Origin of the sequence: Acidovorax sp. SUPP2825, assembly GCF_030158995.1 — a bacterium.
Classification (GTDB): Bacteria; Pseudomonadota; Gammaproteobacteria; order Burkholderiales; family Burkholderiaceae_C; genus Paracidovorax.
In genome coordinates this window covers 80,973-94,994 of record NZ_BQXK01000001.1, presented here as the reverse complement: position 1 = coordinate 94,994, position 14,022 = coordinate 80,973, and the positions used below count along the sequence as shown (strand labels likewise).

The 14,022-nt window shown below is 69.5% G+C and carries 13 protein-coding genes and 1 riboswitch; of the genes, 4 read left to right on the top strand and 9 right to left on the bottom strand.

Annotated elements, in window-relative coordinates; translation table 11 throughout:
- Positions 1 to 3: 3 nt before the first annotated feature.
- From AVAK2825_RS00430 to AVAK2825_RS00420, 3 genes are read right to left on the bottom strand one after another with little or no spacing between them, the layout of a single operon-like run.
- A complete protein-coding gene (locus tag AVAK2825_RS00430; protein WP_284393066.1) occupies positions 4 to 798 on the bottom strand; it encodes an HpcH/HpaI aldolase family protein in 795 nt (264 codons plus the stop codon).
- Entirely contained in the window at positions 795 to 1,154 is a 360-nt protein-coding gene (locus AVAK2825_RS00425) for a cupin domain-containing protein (protein WP_272567232.1), read from the bottom strand. The genes AVAK2825_RS00430 and AVAK2825_RS00425 overlap by 4 nt, the downstream gene beginning before the upstream one ends.
- A complete protein-coding gene (locus tag AVAK2825_RS00420; RefSeq protein WP_272567231.1) occupies positions 1,151 to 2,134 on the bottom strand; it encodes a Bug family tripartite tricarboxylate transporter substrate binding protein in 984 nt (327 codons plus the stop codon). The genes AVAK2825_RS00425 and AVAK2825_RS00420 overlap by 4 nt, the downstream gene beginning before the upstream one ends.
- A gap of 211 nt (positions 2,135 to 2,345) precedes the next feature.
- On the opposite strand from AVAK2825_RS00420, the gene AVAK2825_RS00415 reads away from it, so the two are divergent.
- The 3 genes from AVAK2825_RS00415 to ruvC are packed head-to-tail and all read left to right on the top strand — an operon-like array spanning position 2,346 to position 4,778.
- Positions 2,346 to 3,164, top strand: coding sequence for a lysophospholipid acyltransferase family protein (locus AVAK2825_RS00415; protein WP_284393060.1), 819 nt, complete (start codon positions 2,346 to 2,348; stop codon positions 3,162 to 3,164).
- Position 3,165: 1 nt separating this feature from the next.
- Complete coding sequence (locus AVAK2825_RS00410; protein ID WP_272567229.1) at positions 3,166 to 4,170, top strand: phosphatidate cytidylyltransferase; 1,005 nt, start codon at positions 3,166 to 3,168, stop codon at positions 4,168 to 4,170.
- 59 nt (positions 4,171 to 4,229) lie between these two features.
- Positions 4,230 to 4,778, top strand: coding sequence for a crossover junction endodeoxyribonuclease RuvC (ruvC, locus tag AVAK2825_RS00405; protein WP_272567228.1), 549 nt, complete (start codon positions 4,230 to 4,232; stop codon positions 4,776 to 4,778).
- 52 nt (positions 4,779 to 4,830) lie between these two features.
- On the opposite strand, the gene AVAK2825_RS00400 is transcribed toward ruvC, so the two are convergent.
- Both AVAK2825_RS00400 and AVAK2825_RS00395 read right to left on the bottom strand, forming a co-directional pair.
- Complete coding sequence (locus AVAK2825_RS00400) at positions 4,831 to 5,337, bottom strand: RcnB family protein (protein WP_284393054.1); 507 nt, start codon at positions 5,335 to 5,337, stop codon at positions 4,831 to 4,833.
- A gap of 300 nt (positions 5,338 to 5,637) precedes the next feature.
- Entirely contained in the window at positions 5,638 to 7,302 is a 1,665-nt protein-coding gene (locus AVAK2825_RS00395) for a methyl-accepting chemotaxis protein (protein ID WP_284393052.1), read from the bottom strand.
- A 272-nt stretch (positions 7,303 to 7,574) separates the two neighbouring features.
- Here AVAK2825_RS00395 and AVAK2825_RS00390 point away from each other — a divergent pair, with 272 nt between their 5' ends.
- Entirely contained in the window at positions 7,575 to 9,257 is a 1,683-nt protein-coding gene (locus AVAK2825_RS00390) for a methyl-accepting chemotaxis protein (RefSeq protein ID WP_284393050.1), read from the top strand.
- Between the two features lie 62 nt (positions 9,258 to 9,319).
- Here AVAK2825_RS00390 and thiC read toward each other — a convergent pair whose 3' ends face one another.
- The 4 genes from thiC to ftsZ form a co-directional block, all read right to left on the bottom strand.
- Positions 9,320 to 11,182, bottom strand: coding sequence for a phosphomethylpyrimidine synthase ThiC (gene thiC, locus AVAK2825_RS00385; protein WP_284393048.1), 1,863 nt, complete (start codon positions 11,180 to 11,182; stop codon positions 9,320 to 9,322).
- A 116-nt stretch (positions 11,183 to 11,298) separates the two neighbouring features.
- Positions 11,299 to 11,422, bottom strand: a riboswitch (TPP riboswitch).
- 44 nt (positions 11,423 to 11,466) lie between these two features.
- A complete protein-coding gene (locus tag AVAK2825_RS00380; protein ID WP_272567221.1) occupies positions 11,467 to 11,643 on the bottom strand; it encodes a hypothetical protein in 177 nt (58 codons plus the stop codon).
- Between the two features lie 22 nt (positions 11,644 to 11,665).
- Positions 11,666 to 12,589 (bottom strand): UDP-3-O-acyl-N-acetylglucosamine deacetylase, encoded by a 924-nt coding sequence (lpxC, locus tag AVAK2825_RS00375; protein WP_272567220.1) that lies wholly within the window; start codon positions 12,587 to 12,589, stop codon positions 11,666 to 11,668.
- A gap of 145 nt (positions 12,590 to 12,734) precedes the next feature.
- Positions 12,735 to 13,961, bottom strand: a complete 1,227-nt coding sequence (gene ftsZ / locus AVAK2825_RS00370; RefSeq protein ID WP_272567219.1) for a cell division protein FtsZ — start codon at positions 13,959 to 13,961, stop codon at positions 12,735 to 12,737.
- Positions 13,962 to 14,022: the final 61 nt, after the last annotated feature.

The following is a 14,022-nucleotide window of genomic DNA, read 5'->3' as shown; positions in this document are numbered from 1 at the left end:
GAGTCAGGCGGCGATGGATTCCAGCGCGCCCGCCATGGCCTGCCGTGCCGCAGCGCGCAAAAGCGCCTGGTCGGAGCCCACGACGAAGAAAGCGATGCCCAGCGCCCGCAGGCCGGCCACCTGCGCGGCATCGGACACGAAGCACCCCACGGCGCACTGCGCGGCACGCCCGGCGGCGCACACCCGGGCGATGGCCTCGGCCACGCGCGGGTCGCCCGGGCCGTCGGCCCCCAGGGACACGGCCAGGTCGGCCGGCCCGATGAACAGGCAGTCGACGCCCGGCACGGCCGCGATCTCCCGCGCCTGCGCCACGGCCTCGCCGCTTTCGATCTGCACGATCACCGCGGTGTGCGCATCGCTCAGCCGCAGGTGGTCGGCCATGCTCCGCTGCCCGTAGCCGCCGGCGCGCGGCGAGGCGGAATAGCCCCGGGTGCCGCCGTAGCGCGCCGCACGCACGACTTCGAGCGCGATGGCGGCAGAGTCCACGTGCGGCACCATCACCCCGGCCGCGCCCATGTCGAGCGCCTGCTGGATGGCCGCGCCGCGCGGATAGGGCACGCGCACCAGCACCGGCAGGGCGCACGCGCGTGCCGCGAGCAGGCTGCGGTCCAGGCTCTCCGGCCCGAAGGGCGCATGCTCGGCGTCGAGCACCAGGGTGTCCAGGCCCGTCGCGGCGAGCACCTCCACCGTCTGGTGCGAGGTGGTCTTCACGAACGTGGCGAACAGGAAATCGCCCGCCACCAGCCGCTCGCGCAGGGACGGGGCCTCATCGGCGGCGCCGGGGCGGGCCGCCGTCATGCCAGGTATTCCGGGCGCGCGGGGGTGAAGACGTCGAGATTGAGCACCGGCTCGTCGCCCACCACGATGCCGTGGTGCATGGCGTTGGGAGGCACCACCAGCAGGCTTCCCGGGCCCAGGCGCACCACCTGGCCTTCCACGTAGAAGTCGATCTGGCCCGCCAGGATGTACACCACCTGCTCATGGGGATGGGAATGCGGGCGCGGCTCGTGCCCCGGCAGCAGCCGGTGCAGCGCGAGCGTGACGTGCTCGCTGCCGAACGCCTTGCGCTCGATGCCGTGGCGCACGGGCTTCCATTCCATGGCATTCCAATCGACGCTGTTCAGCGCCATGGGCAGGGGGTGTGGGGCGTTCATTCGGAGGAAATTCCCAGCGACTTGATGGTGGAAGACCACAGCCGGTAGTCAGCCTGCAGGATCTCGCGCAATTGAACCGGGTCCACGGGCGCCCGCACCATGCCCAGGCCCTTGAGCCGCTCGGCGACCTCGGGCAGGCCGGTCACCCGGTTGATCTCGTGGTTGATGAGGGCGCGGCGCGCCACGTCCAGCCCCTTGGGCGCGAACACGCCGTACCAGTTGGTGACCTCGAAGCCCTTGAGCGTCTCGGCCGCGCTGGGCACGTCGGGCAGCAGGTCGGAGCGGGTCTTTTCGGTGACGGCGATCAGGCGCACCTTGCCGGCCTGCGCATGCGGCAGCAGCAACGAGGCGCCGCCCGCGAACATCTGGCATTCGCCCTGCAGCAACGCGGCGACGGCCGGGCCGCCGCCCTTGTAGGGCACGTGCACGATGTCCAGTTGCGCCGTCTTGGCCAGCAGCGCGAGCGTGAGGTGGTTGTGGGTGCCGATGCCGCCCGAGGCGTAGTTGAGCTTGCCCGGGTTGGCGCGGATGTAGGCCAGCAGTTCGGGGAAGGTGCGCGCCGGCACGCTGGGCGAGACGGCGATGACGTTGATCGCGTAGGCCAGCATGGCCACGGTGTCGAAATCGTTCATCGGATCGAACGCCAACTGCTTGTACAGGCTGCCGTTCATGGCATGCGTGGACATGGCGCCGATCTCGAGGGTGTAGCCGTCGGCCGGGGACCGGGCCACCAGCGCGGCGCCCAGGTTGCCGCCCGCGCCGGCCATGTTTTCCACCACCATCGGCTGGCCGCTGGCGGGGAACAGGTGCTTGGACAGCAGCCGTCCGAGGATGTCGGTCGAGCCGCCCGGCGCGAACGGCACGATCAGGCGCACGGGGTGGGTGGGAAAGTCGGCGCCGGCCTGCGCCCTCGCCAGCATGGGCAAGGCGCCCGAGGCACCCAGAACCAGGGCCTGGCGGCGTGTGGTCGAAACGTTCATGGAGAAACTCCCTGCTTTTTTAGCGGAATCGCCGCGGTGAAGCGGTACGGACAGTCTAGAAGTGGCCTCGCGAAAGGGAAGCGCGAACTTGGAAAATTCCACTTCGCAGAACGAATCTTCCCGGTGCGCGGCCGGCCCGTGGCAGGGGGCTCGCCGGCCCACGGTGCAGGCCGGCGCGGCCCCTTTGCCACGCCCCCGTATCATCGCCGCCATGCTTTCCAAGTTGATGAGCCTTTTCCTCCTCGGGCTGGTGCGATTTCTCACCGGTTCCCAGGCCCGCTGGTACGGCTGCCCGCCCAAGGCCGAGCAACGCATCTATTTCGCCAACCACCAGAGCCACGCCGACCTGGTGATGATCTGGGCCGCGCTGCCGCAGGAGCTGCGCAGCATCACCCGCCCCATCGCCGCCAAGGACTACTGGACCAAGACGCCCTTTCGGCACTGGATCACCTCGGCGGTGTTCAACGCCGTGTACGTGGACCGCCAGTCGGGCACACCTGCCGCGGCGCCAGCGGCGGCGCCAGCGGCGGCGCCAGCGGCGGCGCCCGGCGCCGAAACGGCCCCGGCGGACGGCCAAGCCGCCCTGAATCCGGCCTACATTCCGCAGAGCGGATCGTCGGTGGAAGCTCCGGTCCCGGCAGCCCATGACGCGGCCGCCGAATCCGCGCCGCCGACTCCCGAGGCCTTGCGCGCAGCGCTCGCGCCCGACGACCCGCTGGCCCCGCTGGTGCAGGCGCTGTCCAGCGGCGATTCGATCGTGATCTTTCCCGAGGGCACGCGCGGCCACGGCGACGAGCCCCAGCCCTTCAAGTCGGGCCTGTACAAGCTGGCGCTGATGTTCCCGCAGGCGGTGCTGGTGCCGGCCTGGATCCACAACGTGCAGCGCGTGATGCCCAAGGGCGAAGTGGTGCCCGTGCCCATCCTGTGCTCGGTGACCTTCGGCGCCCCGATCCAGGTCGAGCCCGGCGAGGAGCGCCGCCCCTTCCTGGACCGCGCGCGCCGCGCCGTCATCGCCCTGCGGGAGGTCTGACATGAACGACTTCCTTCGCAACCTCACCACCACGCAGCAGATCGGCGCGCTCTTCGTCGCGATGTTTGGCCTGCTCTCGCTGGTCACCCTCTACGCCTTCTTCCAGACCCTGCGCGAGGCGCGCGGCACCGGCGTGCAGGACCAGGCCGAGCACGAGGCGCATCAGCAGGAATGGCGGCGCTTCTGGAGCCTGCTCAAGACCTCGTGGTTCATGGCCACCGTGTTCTGGGTGGGCTGGGCCCTGGGCGATACCGTGGCCACCGTGCTCTTCGCCATCGTGGCGTTCTTCGCCCTGCGCGAATTCATCACGCTCTCGCCCACGCGCCGGGGCGACCACCGCAGCCTGGTGCTGGCCTTCTTCGTGGTGCTGCCGCTGCAGTTCATCCTCGTGGGCACGCGCAAGTTCGACCTGTTCACGGTGTTCATCCCGGTGTACGTCTTTCTGGCGCTGCCGGTGGCCAGCGCGCTCGCCAACGACCCCGAGCGCTTCCTGGAGCGCAACGCCAAGCTGCAGTGGGGGATCATGGTGTGCGTGTACGGCATGAGCCATGTGCCCGCGCTGCTGCTGCTCGACTTTCCGGGTTACGAGGGCAAGGGCGCTTTCCTGGTGTTCTTCCTGGTCGTGGTCGTGCAGGCCGGCGTGATCGCCCAGCACCTGCTGGGCCGCCGGTTCCCCCACAAGCCGGTGGCGCCGCAGGTGAGCCAGAGCTTTCAGTGGCTGAGCTGGGCCAGCGGCGTGGCGGTGGGCGGCGTGGCCGGGGTCATGCTGTCGTTCATCACGCCGTTCAAGCCGGGGCAGGCGCTGGGCATGGCCCTGCTGGCGTGCCTGGCGGGCAGCCTGGGCCACCTGGTGATGAAGGCGCTCAAGCGCGACCGTGGCATCACCAGCTGGGGCATGCAGGGCCAGTCGGTCACGGGCGCGGGTGGGCTGCTGGACCGGGTGGACGCGCTGTGCTTTGCGGCGCCGGTGTTCTTCCACTCCGTGCGCTGGTACTTCGGCTTGTAGGCGAAATCGGCCTCATGCCCTAGAACTTATTGCCCTCGATGCTATGAATAAGTGAGCACATGCGAATCCTGGGAATCGACCCCGGCCTGCAGACCACCGGCTTCGGCGTGGTGGATGTGGACGGCCACGCGCTGAGCTACGTGGCCAGCGGAACGATCCGCACCACGGCGCTCGCACTGGGCAACCTGCCGGGCCGGCTCAAGGTGCTGTTCGACGGCATCACCGAAGTGGTGGCGCGCTACCAGCCCGACGTGGCCACGGTGGAAATCGTCTTCGTGAACGTGAACCCCCAGTCCACCCTGCTGCTGGGCCAGGCACGGGGCGCCTGCATCACCGCGCTGGTGGCCAGCGACCTGCCGGTGGCCGAGTACACCGCGCTGCAGATGAAGAAGGCCGTGGTCGGCCACGGCCGGGCCGCCAAGACCCAGGTGCAGGAGATGGTGCGGCGGCTGCTGCACCTGCCGGGCCTGCCCGGCTCCGACGCGGCCGATGCGCTGGGCATGGCCATCACCCACGCGCATGCGGGGGCGGCCATGGCGCGCCTGGGCGAGGCAGCCACGCTCAACCGGCGCCAGCACGCCATGTACAAGGGCGGCCGCAGCTACTGACCGGCGGGGTGCGCCGGCATCGGGCCCCTCGGCCAAAGGGCAGGCCGGCGGCCTACTGGAAGACGATCTGCGCGATCACCCCAGTGCCGATGGCGATGAGCAGGTAGTCCGGCCCGTTCTGCACCCAGTGGTATCCCCGCGGCGGCGGAGCCAGATGGTGGTGGCGCCAGTTGTTCACCACGTAATGGTGCGAGCGGTACATGGGCGGCACGCGGCTGCCGCGGTACCAGTTGTGCTGCGGGCCGACGCCGCGCCGGCCGTGCATCTGCGGATGGCCGGGGTGCACCATCGGCGGTCCGGGCCGGTACACCGGGCCGCCGTGGTAGGCCTGCGGCGGCGGGCCCGGGTGGCGGTAGGCCGGCGGGCCACGGCGGTCGTCGTGCCGGCGGTCGCCATGGCGCCCGTCGTCGCGGCCCCGGTCGTCGTGCCGGCCGCCGTGGCGCTGGCCATGGCGCTGCTCGTACCGGTCGTCGCGCGGCTGGGCTTCGGCGCCCAGCGATGCCGCGCCCAGAAGGACGGCCACGCACGCGGCGGCCAGGCCCTGCAGGCGGCGGGGCATGGGAGCGGTCGAAACGGTGATGGGGGTTCCCGCGGCGGCAGCGCGGCCGGGGAAGGAATGCAGGGTCGAAGCGTCTCGCGACATTTCCAGCCTTTCGAAAAGGTTGAACATGCCCGCATGGTGCCGCAATTTGCCGGGGCCCGGTCCCGGGGCGGCCCTGCTTTACCGGAGGTTTTCCCGCGGTTGCCACAGGTTTGCACACGCTGCACACCGGCAACGAAATGCATCCGCAGAGGCATGCACGGCTTGAATGGGCAGGCGGCGCAGGGCACTAGCCTGCCCCGCCCCCATCGACGGCACTCAGCGCAGCTGCAGCGCCTTGGCTTGCGCCACAGCGGGCGGCAACCCGCTGGCAGGGTGGGCAGGGGCACGCGCGGCGATCCGGCCCGCCGGGGCGGTTTCGGCGGCATCGCTCAGCTTGAACTGGCTCACGGCCTGGGTGAGCTGGTTGGCCTGGTCGCGCAACGATTCCGATGCGGCGGTGGACTCCTCCACCAGCGCGGCGTTCTGCTGCGTCATCTGGTCGAGCTGGCTCACCGACTGGCTGATCTGCCCGATGTTGTCGCTTTGCTCGGACGACGCGGCCGTGATCTCGGAAATGATGTCCGACACCCGGCGCACGCTGCCCACGATCTCGTTCATGGTCGCCCCGGCCTCGCTCACCAGTCGCGAGCCGTCTTCCACGCGGTCCACCGACGAGCCGATGAGGCCCTTGATCTCCTTGGCTGCTTCGGCGCTGCGCTGCGCCAGGCTGCGCACCTCACTGGCCACCACGGCGAAGCCCCGGCCCTGCTCGCCGGCGCGAGCGGCTTCCACCGCGGCGTTCAGCGCCAGGATGTTGGTCTGGAAGGCGATGGAATCGATCACGCCGGTGATGTCGGCGATCTTGCGCGAGCTGTCGGTGATCTGCCCCATGGTGCTGACCACCTGCGACACCACGGCGCCGCCGCGCGCGGCCACCTCGGCCGCGGTGGTGGCGAATTCGCTCGCCTGGCGCGCGGACTGCGCGCTCTGCTGCACGGTGCTGGTGAGCAGCTCCATGGACGACGCGGTTTCTTCCAGGTTGGCGGCCGTCTGCTCGGTGCGCTGGCTCAGGTCGTGGTTGCCCGAGGCGATCTCGGTGCTGGCCGTCGAGATGCTGCCCGACGCTTCCTGCACCTGCCGCACCAGGCCGCGCAGCGAGTCCTGCATGCGGCCCATGGCGGTCACCAACTGGCCCACCTCGTCCTGCTGCGTGGCATGCACCTCGTGCGACAGATCGCCGCTGGCGATGCGCTCGGCCAGATCGCGCGCCTGGGCCAGCGATTGCGTGATGGAGCGCACGCTGAAGAAGGTCAACGGAATGAGCACCGCCAGCCCCAGCAGGAGCCCGCCGCCGATCGCGGCCGACATGAAGGCCGTGCGCGCTTCCACGCCCTGGCGCGCCTCCTCCATCTGCTGGCGCGCGGTGGTGGCCAGGCTGGCGAACAGCTGGTCGGTGGCCTCCATGTGCTGCTTGAGGCGGTCGGCATAGGCGCCGCCCCCAGCCCCGTCGATCTGCGCGCGCTCGATCTGCTCGAAGATGGGCGAGATGCCGGTCTCGTACTGCTTGATCTCGGCAAGCGACTTGTCGATGCCCTCGACGAAGGCGGCATCCCCGGCCTGGGCCTGCCGCACGTCGGCCAGGCTCTTGCGCAGCGCGGCGAGCGTCTTGCCCCAGCTGTCGCGCAGGGCCGACACCTCGACCGAGTTGTTGAAGTTGATGATGATGTCCTTCTCGGCCCGGCGCAGATTCCCCAACGTGGTGCGCAGTTCGGCCATGTCGGTCAGGGTCTGCACGCGCTGCGAAAACAGCACCTGCAACGTGTCCCGCGTGCGGTCCAGGGCCAGATAGCCCATGGCACCGATGACGACGAGGAGCACCAAGGAAAAGATCGTCCCGAAATACAGGCGGGTACGAATCGACAGGCGGCCCAGAGCGTTCATGGCTCTCCTCTACAAAATGTTACTTGAGCGTTGGCAATAACCACGCCACCAAAAAAACCGGCCTCGTGGGCCGGATGGGCGATCACTATATGCGGCGCCCTGCCAATAGCCGACGGGGTATTCACCGAGGTGCCAACGCACGGTGCCATGCCCTCACCTAGTGCGATGGAAAACAAATTGTCACATATGGAGGGCACAGTCACCCCATCGCGAATGCGCCGGCCCGCGCCTTCCGGCCCCGCCCTGGCGCCCTCCACACCTCTGCACTCCACATGGCACACCCCTTCACTGCTTCCCCTGCCTCCACCGCCGCCCGTCCGGGCACCGGCTCGCTGAGCCAGCGCCTGCTGACCGTCTTTCTCGCCGTGCTGGCGCTGAGCCTGGTGGGCTCGGCCATCGGCATCTGGTCGCTGCACCACATCGGCCGCGCCACGGACGCCATGGTGCAGCGCAGCGTCGCGACAGAGCGCCTGGTGGCCGATGCGTACCGGCTGCAGGCCATCAACGCCGAGCGCTACAAGGCCGTGGCGCTGAGTTCCGAACCCGAGGTGGGCGAGATCCTCGGCGCGGACATCGCCCGCACCCAGCAGCAGTACGACGCGCTGGTCGCCCAATTGGCCCGGCGGCTCGAAGGCACCGAGGACATGCAGCAAGTGACGCAGGTGCGCACCATGGGCGCCACCTTCCTGGCCGCGCGGACAGAACTGGTGGCCGCGCGCGATTCGGGCCTCACCGAGCGCATCCGCAAGGTCTACGGCGAACGCTTTCTGCCCTCGGCCACGGCGCTGCTCCAGGCGCTCGAAGCGCTCTCGCAGTCGCAGCGGCAGGACATCGACGAAGCGGCGGCGCAGGTCGCGCGCCTGAGCAGCATGGCGCGCTGGGCGCTGGTGGCCTTCGGCGCGCTGTCGCTGGCCCTGGGCACCCTGCTGGCGCTATGGCTGGTGCGCAGCATCACCCGCCCGATCGCCATCGCCAGCGCCACGGCCGACCGCGTGGCGGGGCTGGACCTGCGCCAGGACATCGCCGGCCACGAACGCGACGAGACCGGCCGCATGCTCACCTCGCTGTCGGTGATGCAGGGCGCGCTGCGCAGCCTGGTGCACCGCGTGCAGACCCTGGGGCAGAGCATCAGCGCCGCATCGACCGACATCGCGGGCGGCAACGCCGACCTGTCCAACCGCACCGAGGAAGCCGCCGCGCGGCTGCAGGAAACCGCGGCCTCGCTGGAGCAGGTCACCCGCCGCGTGGCGGATGCGGCGGCATCCGCCGAGCGCACGGAAGCCCTGGCTTCGCAGGCCGCCAGCGTGGCGCAGGAAGGCAGCGGCGTGGTCACGCAAGTCGTGGACACCATGGACCGCATCGCCACAGGCTCGCGCCGCATCGCCGACATCACCGGCGTGATCGACTCCATCGCCTTCCAGACCAACATCCTGGCGCTGAACGCCGCCGTGGAGGCCGCGCGCGCCGGCGACCAGGGCCGGGGCTTCGCCGTGGTGGCGTCCGAAGTGCGCAGCCTGGCCAACCGCTCGGCCGAGGCCGCGAAGGAGATCAAGGCGCTGATCGCCGATTCCGTGCAGCAGGTGGCCTCGGGCGCCAGCCTGGCCGGGCACGCCGGCCGCACGATGGAGCGCGTGGTCTCCACCATCCAGCACACGGCCCAGACCATGGGCGAGATCCGCAGCCACACCCGGTCGCAGAACCAGGACATCGCGGCCATCCACGCCGCCATGTCGCGACTGGACGAGATGACGCAGCAGAACGCGGCGCTGGTGGAACAATCCGCCGCCGCGGCGGAAAGCCTGCGCGGGCAGGCCCACGACCTGTCGGCGGTGATCAGCCGCTTCGCGCTGCCGCACTCCACGGCGGCGGGCGAGGCGACGGGCCTCCTTTCCGTATCGGTGCCCGCGCCGGCAACGGTGCCGGGGGCGCGGGCCCTGCGCCTGGGCCACGCCTGAAGTTCGCGCCGCGGCACGTCGCCTTGCCAGGCGGCGTGCCCTGCACCCATGCAGGGCGATGATCAGCCCACCGGCTGGATCGGCACGTACAGCTCGCCGCCCGTGCCTCGGAACTCCACCGCCTTTTCCTGCAGGCCCTTGGCGGCGAACTCGCGCACCTCCTGCGTGATCTTCATCGAGCAGAACTTGGGGCCGCACATCGAGCAGAAGTGGGCGACCTTGGCGCTGTCTTTCGGCAGCGTTTCGTCGTGGTATTCCTGGGCCGTCTCGGGGTCGAGGCCCAGGTTGAACTGGTCCTGCCAGCGGAAATCGAAACGCGCCTGGCTCAGCGCGTCGTCGCGCGCGCGGGCGCCGGGGTGGCCCTTGGCCACGTCGGCGGCGTGCGCGGCGATCTTGTAGGCGATGATGCCCTGCTTGACGTCGTCGCGGTCGGGCAGGCCCAGGTGCTCCTTGGGCGTCACGTAGCACAGCATGGCCGTGCCCATCCAGCCGATCATGGCCGCGCCGATGGCGCTGGCGATGTGGTCGTAGCCCGGAGCGATGTCGATGGTCAGCGGGCCCAGCGTGTAGAACGGCGCTTCGTGGCAGGTCTTGAGCTGCTCGGTCATGTTGGCCTGGATCATGTGCATGGGCACGTGGCCGGGGCCTTCGATCATGGTCTGCACATCGTGCTTCCAGGCGGTCTGGGTGAGCTCGCCCAGCGTGTGCAGTTCGGCGAACTGCGCCTCGTCGTTGGCGTCGGACGCGCAGCCGGGCCGCAGGCCATCGCCCAGGCTGAACGACACGTCGTACGCCTTCATGATGTCGCAGATGTCCTCGAAGTGCTCGTACAGGAAGCTCTCCCGGTGGTGCGCCATGCACCACTTGGCCATGATGGAGCCGCCGCGCGAGACGATGCCGGTGCGGCGCTGGGCCGTGAGGTGGATGTAGGCCAGCCGCACGCCCGCGTGGATGGTGAAGTAGTCCACGCCCTGCTCGGCCTGCTCGATGAGCGTGTCGCGGAAGATGGCCCAGGTCAGGTCTTCGGCCACGCCGCCGACCTTCTCCAGCGCCTGGTAGATGGGCACCGTGCCGATCGGCACCGGCGAGTTGCGCACGATCCAGTCCCGCGTGGTGTGGATGGCCTTGCCGGTGGACAGGTCCATCACGTTGTCGGCGCCCCAGCGGATGGCCCACACCAGCTTCTCCACTTCTTCCTCGATGCTGGAGGTGACGGCCGAGTTGCCGATGTTGGCGTTGATCTTGACCTTGAAGTTGCGCCCGATCGCCATCGGCTCCACCTCGGGGTGGTTGATGTTGGCGGGAATGATCGCGCGGCCGCGGGCCACTTCATCGCGCACGAACTCGGGCGTGATGATCTTCGGGATGCTCGCGCCCATGGGGTTGCCCATCAGGCGCTGCTCGCGGCCCGCATCCTGCATGTACTGCGCCATCCATTCGCGGCGGCCGTTCTCGCGGATGGCCACGTATTCCATCTCGGGCGTGACGATGCCGCGGCGCGCATAGTGCATCTGCGTCACGTTGGCGCCGCTCTTGGCGCGCAGCGGCTGGCGCTGCAGCGCGGCGGCCTCGGCACGCAGCTGGGCCAGGCGGGCGGCGTCCTCGCTCTTTTGGCCATCGTCCAGCGCCACGGGCGGGCGGCCTTCGTAGTGCTCCACGTCGCCGCGCGCCGCGATCCAGCCGCCGCGCACGCTGGCCAAGCCCTGGCGCACGTCGATCACGGCCTCGGGGTCGGTGTAAGGGCCGGAGGTGTCGTACACGCTGACCTGCTCGCCGTTGGTGAGCGCGATGTCGCGCACCGGCACGCGCAGGTCCGCGTGCGTGTGGCCGGGCAGGTAGGCCTTGCGCGATGCGGGAAAGGGCGCGCGGGTGAGCGCGAGCAGTTCGGCGAATTTTTCGCGGGCGAGGGGTTCGGGTGCGTTCATGGGGCAGGTCTCCTGTTTCCGGGGGCGGTGGGGCTGCTCCGGAAATGGACCTGTGCCTGGAACGCAGGCGCATGGCGCCTGGTGAAGCGGTGCGTGCCACGCGGGTGCGGGCACGGTCACGGGAGGTCGGCTCTTCTTCCGCCGGTATGAACCGGATCAAGTTCGTCGGGTTCGCAAGCCAGCCTGACATTCGTCAGGCCGCCCGCATCTCAGCGCATCAGCACACCCCGGAGCAGGCGCCAGTATAGGCCAGCCCCCTCGCCCGCCGCCACCCTCCCTGTCGGTCAGGCGATGCGCCCCAGGATGAGCACGGCGAAGAACACGAAGCCGGCGATCACCGTCCACTTCAGGATGATGAGCCCCCAGCGCTTGTAGCGCGCCTGCCCCGTGCCCACGTAGAACGCGAACGACACCGCTGCCATGAGCAGCAGCAGGGTGGCGATCCAGCGAAAGATCAGCATGCCGCGCAGCCCCTGCGCCGCCCTACCACGCGGCCACCGGCTGCGCGAAGCCGGCGGGCGCCTGGCGCTCGTTGTCGAACGTGGCGATTTCCCAGGCGTCTTCCTGCGCGAGCAGTTCGCGCAGCAGCAGGTTGTTCATCGCGTGGCCCGAGCGGAATGCGCTGTAGGCCGCCAGCAGTGGCTTGCCGACGAGGTAAAGGTCGCCGATGGCATCGAGGATTTTGTGCTTCACGAACTCGTCGTCGTAGCGCAGGCCGTCGCTGTTGAGCACCTTGTAGTCGTCCATGACGATGGCGTTGTCCAGCCCGCCACCCAGCGCCAGGCCGCTGGCGCGCATCATCTCGACGTCCTTGGTGAAGCCGAACGTGCGCGCCCGCGCGATGTCGCGGGTGTAGTTGCCGGAGCCGAGGTCGAACTCCACGCTTTGTCCGGTGGAATCGACCGCCGGGTGGGCGAAGTCGATCTCGAAGCGCAGCTTGTAGCCGTGGTACGGGTCGAGCCGCGCCCACTTCGTGCTCGGGCCCGTGCCCTCGCGCACCTCGACCGGGCGCGTCACGCGGATGAAGCGCTTGGGCGCCTTCTGCAGCTCCACGCCGGCGCTCTGCAGCAAGAACACGAACGAGGCGGAGGAGCCGTCGAGGATGGGCACCTCTTCGGCGGTGATGTCGATGTACAGATTGTCCAGCCCCAGGCCCGCGCAAGCCGACATCAGGTGCTCGACCGTGTGCACCTTCGCGCCGCCCACGCCGATGGTGGAGGCCATGCGCGTGTCCACCACGGCCATGGCGGTGATGGGGATGTCCACCGGCTCGGGCAGGTCCACCCGGCGGAACACGATGCCCGTGTCGGGCTGGGCGGGACGCAGCGTCAATTCGACGCGCTGGCCGCTGTGCAGGCCCACGCCGACGGCGCGGGTCAGGGTCTTGATCGTGCGTTGCTGGAGCATCGGTCGATTTTAGAGGGGGAGGCCCCATCATGGGGCATCGCTGCCGCTATGGGGGCAATAGGCCCACGCGCGCAAGAAAAAACCGCCAGCCCCTTGCGGAACATGGCGGTGTTGTGAACAAGAAAGGCCCGCAGGGCCTTCCCCGTCAGTCGGCCTGCTTGCGCAGGAACGCGGGGATTTCCAGGTCGTCCATGCCGCCCGAGGACAGCGCGTCCACGCGGGCGGCCGCCTGCGTGCGGTTGGTGCGCCACACGCTGGGCACCGACATGTTGCCGTAGTCCGCCTGGGCGGTGCCGCCACCGACGAGGCCCGCGCCCAGCGTCGCGCCGGACATGGGCATCTGGTAGGCCACGTTGTCCGTACCGGTGCGCAGGCCGCCCTGCACCACCGAGATGGGCTGGCGGCGTGCGTTCTGGCGCGACAGGCCGGTGGCCACCACGGTCACGCGGATCTCTTCGCCCAGGCTGTCGTCGTAGGCGGCGCCGTAGATCACGTGCGCGTCCGGCGAGGCGTAGGCATTGATGGTGCTCATGGCCAGGCGCGACTCGGACAGTTTCAGGCTGCCCTTGGCGGCCGTCACCAGCACCAGCACGCCCTTGGCGCCCGACAGGTCGATGCCTTCCAGCAGCGGGCAGGCCACGGCCTGCTCAGCGGCGATGCGGGCGCGGTCGGGGCCGGCCGCCGTGGCCGTGCCCATCATGGCCTTGCCGGGCTCGCCCATCACGGTGCGCACGTCTTCGAAGTCGACGTTGACGTGGCCGTATTCATTGATGATTTCGGCGATGCCGCCCACGGCGTTCTTGAGCACGTCGTTGGCGTGCGCGAAGGCCTCGTCCTGGGTGATGTCGTCGCCCAGCACTTCCAGCAGCTTCTCGTTGAGCACGACGATCAGCGAATCGACGTTGGCTTCCAGCTCGGCCAGGCCGTTGTCGGCATTGGCCATGCGGCGGCCGCCTTCCCAGTCGAAGGGCTTGGTGACCACGCCCACGGTGAGGATGCCCATCTCCTTGGCCACGCGTGCGATCACGGGGGCCGCGCCGGTGCCCGTGCCGCCGCCCATGCCGGCGGTGATGAACAGCATGTGTGCGCCGGTGATGGCGCTGCGGATGTCTTCCACGGCCGCTTCGGCGGCGTCGCGGCCCTTGTCGGGCTTGCTGCCCGCGCCCAGGCCGCTGCCGCCCAGCTGGATGGTGCGGTGCGCGGGGCTGCGCGTGAGGGCCTGCGCGTCGGTGTTGGCGCAGACGAACTCCACGCCCTGCACATTGCGCGCGATCATGTGGGCGACGGCATTGCCGCCGCCGCCGCCGACACCGATCACCTTGATCTGGGTGCCCTGATTGAATTCTTCGGCTTCGATCATTTCGATGGTCATGGTGGGTGCTCCTAGTCTTTCACGTGAATTGCATGGGGCCAAAACGGCTGGATGGTTGGAA

Coding starts and splice junctions, on each gene's coding strand:
- ruvC (WP_272567228.1), top strand. CDS start 4,230: ATGCGAATCCTGGGAATCGACCCCGGCCTGCAGACCACCGGCTTCGGC.
- thiC (WP_284393048.1), bottom strand. CDS start 11,182: ATGAACGCACCCGAACCCCTCGCCCGCGAAAAATTCGCCGAACTGCTC.
- lpxC (WP_272567220.1), bottom strand. CDS start 12,589: ATGCTCCAGCAACGCACGATCAAGACCCTGACCCGCGCCGTCGGCGTG.
- AVAK2825_RS00395 (WP_284393052.1), bottom strand. CDS start 7,302: ATGAACGCTCTGGGCCGCCTGTCGATTCGTACCCGCCTGTATTTCGGG.
- AVAK2825_RS00380 (WP_272567221.1), bottom strand. CDS start 11,643: ATGCTGATCTTTCGCTGGATCGCCACCCTGCTGCTGCTCATGGCAGCG.
- AVAK2825_RS00415 (WP_284393060.1), top strand. CDS start 2,346: ATGCTTTCCAAGTTGATGAGCCTTTTCCTCCTCGGGCTGGTGCGATTT.
- AVAK2825_RS00420 (WP_272567231.1), bottom strand. CDS start 2,134: ATGAACGTTTCGACCACACGCCGCCAGGCCCTGGTTCTGGGTGCCTCG.
- AVAK2825_RS00390 (WP_284393050.1), top strand. CDS start 7,575: ATGGCACACCCCTTCACTGCTTCCCCTGCCTCCACCGCCGCCCGTCCG.
- AVAK2825_RS00400 (WP_284393054.1), bottom strand. CDS start 5,337: ATGCCCCGCCGCCTGCAGGGCCTGGCCGCCGCGTGCGTGGCCGTCCTT.
- AVAK2825_RS00410 (WP_272567229.1), top strand. CDS start 3,166: ATGAACGACTTCCTTCGCAACCTCACCACCACGCAGCAGATCGGCGCG.
- ftsZ (WP_272567219.1), bottom strand. CDS start 13,961: ATGACCATCGAAATGATCGAAGCCGAAGAATTCAATCAGGGCACCCAG.
- AVAK2825_RS00430 (WP_284393066.1), bottom strand. CDS start 798: ATGACGGCGGCCCGCCCCGGCGCCGCCGATGAGGCCCCGTCCCTGCGC.
- AVAK2825_RS00425 (WP_272567232.1), bottom strand. CDS start 1,154: ATGAACGCCCCACACCCCCTGCCCATGGCGCTGAACAGCGTCGATTGG.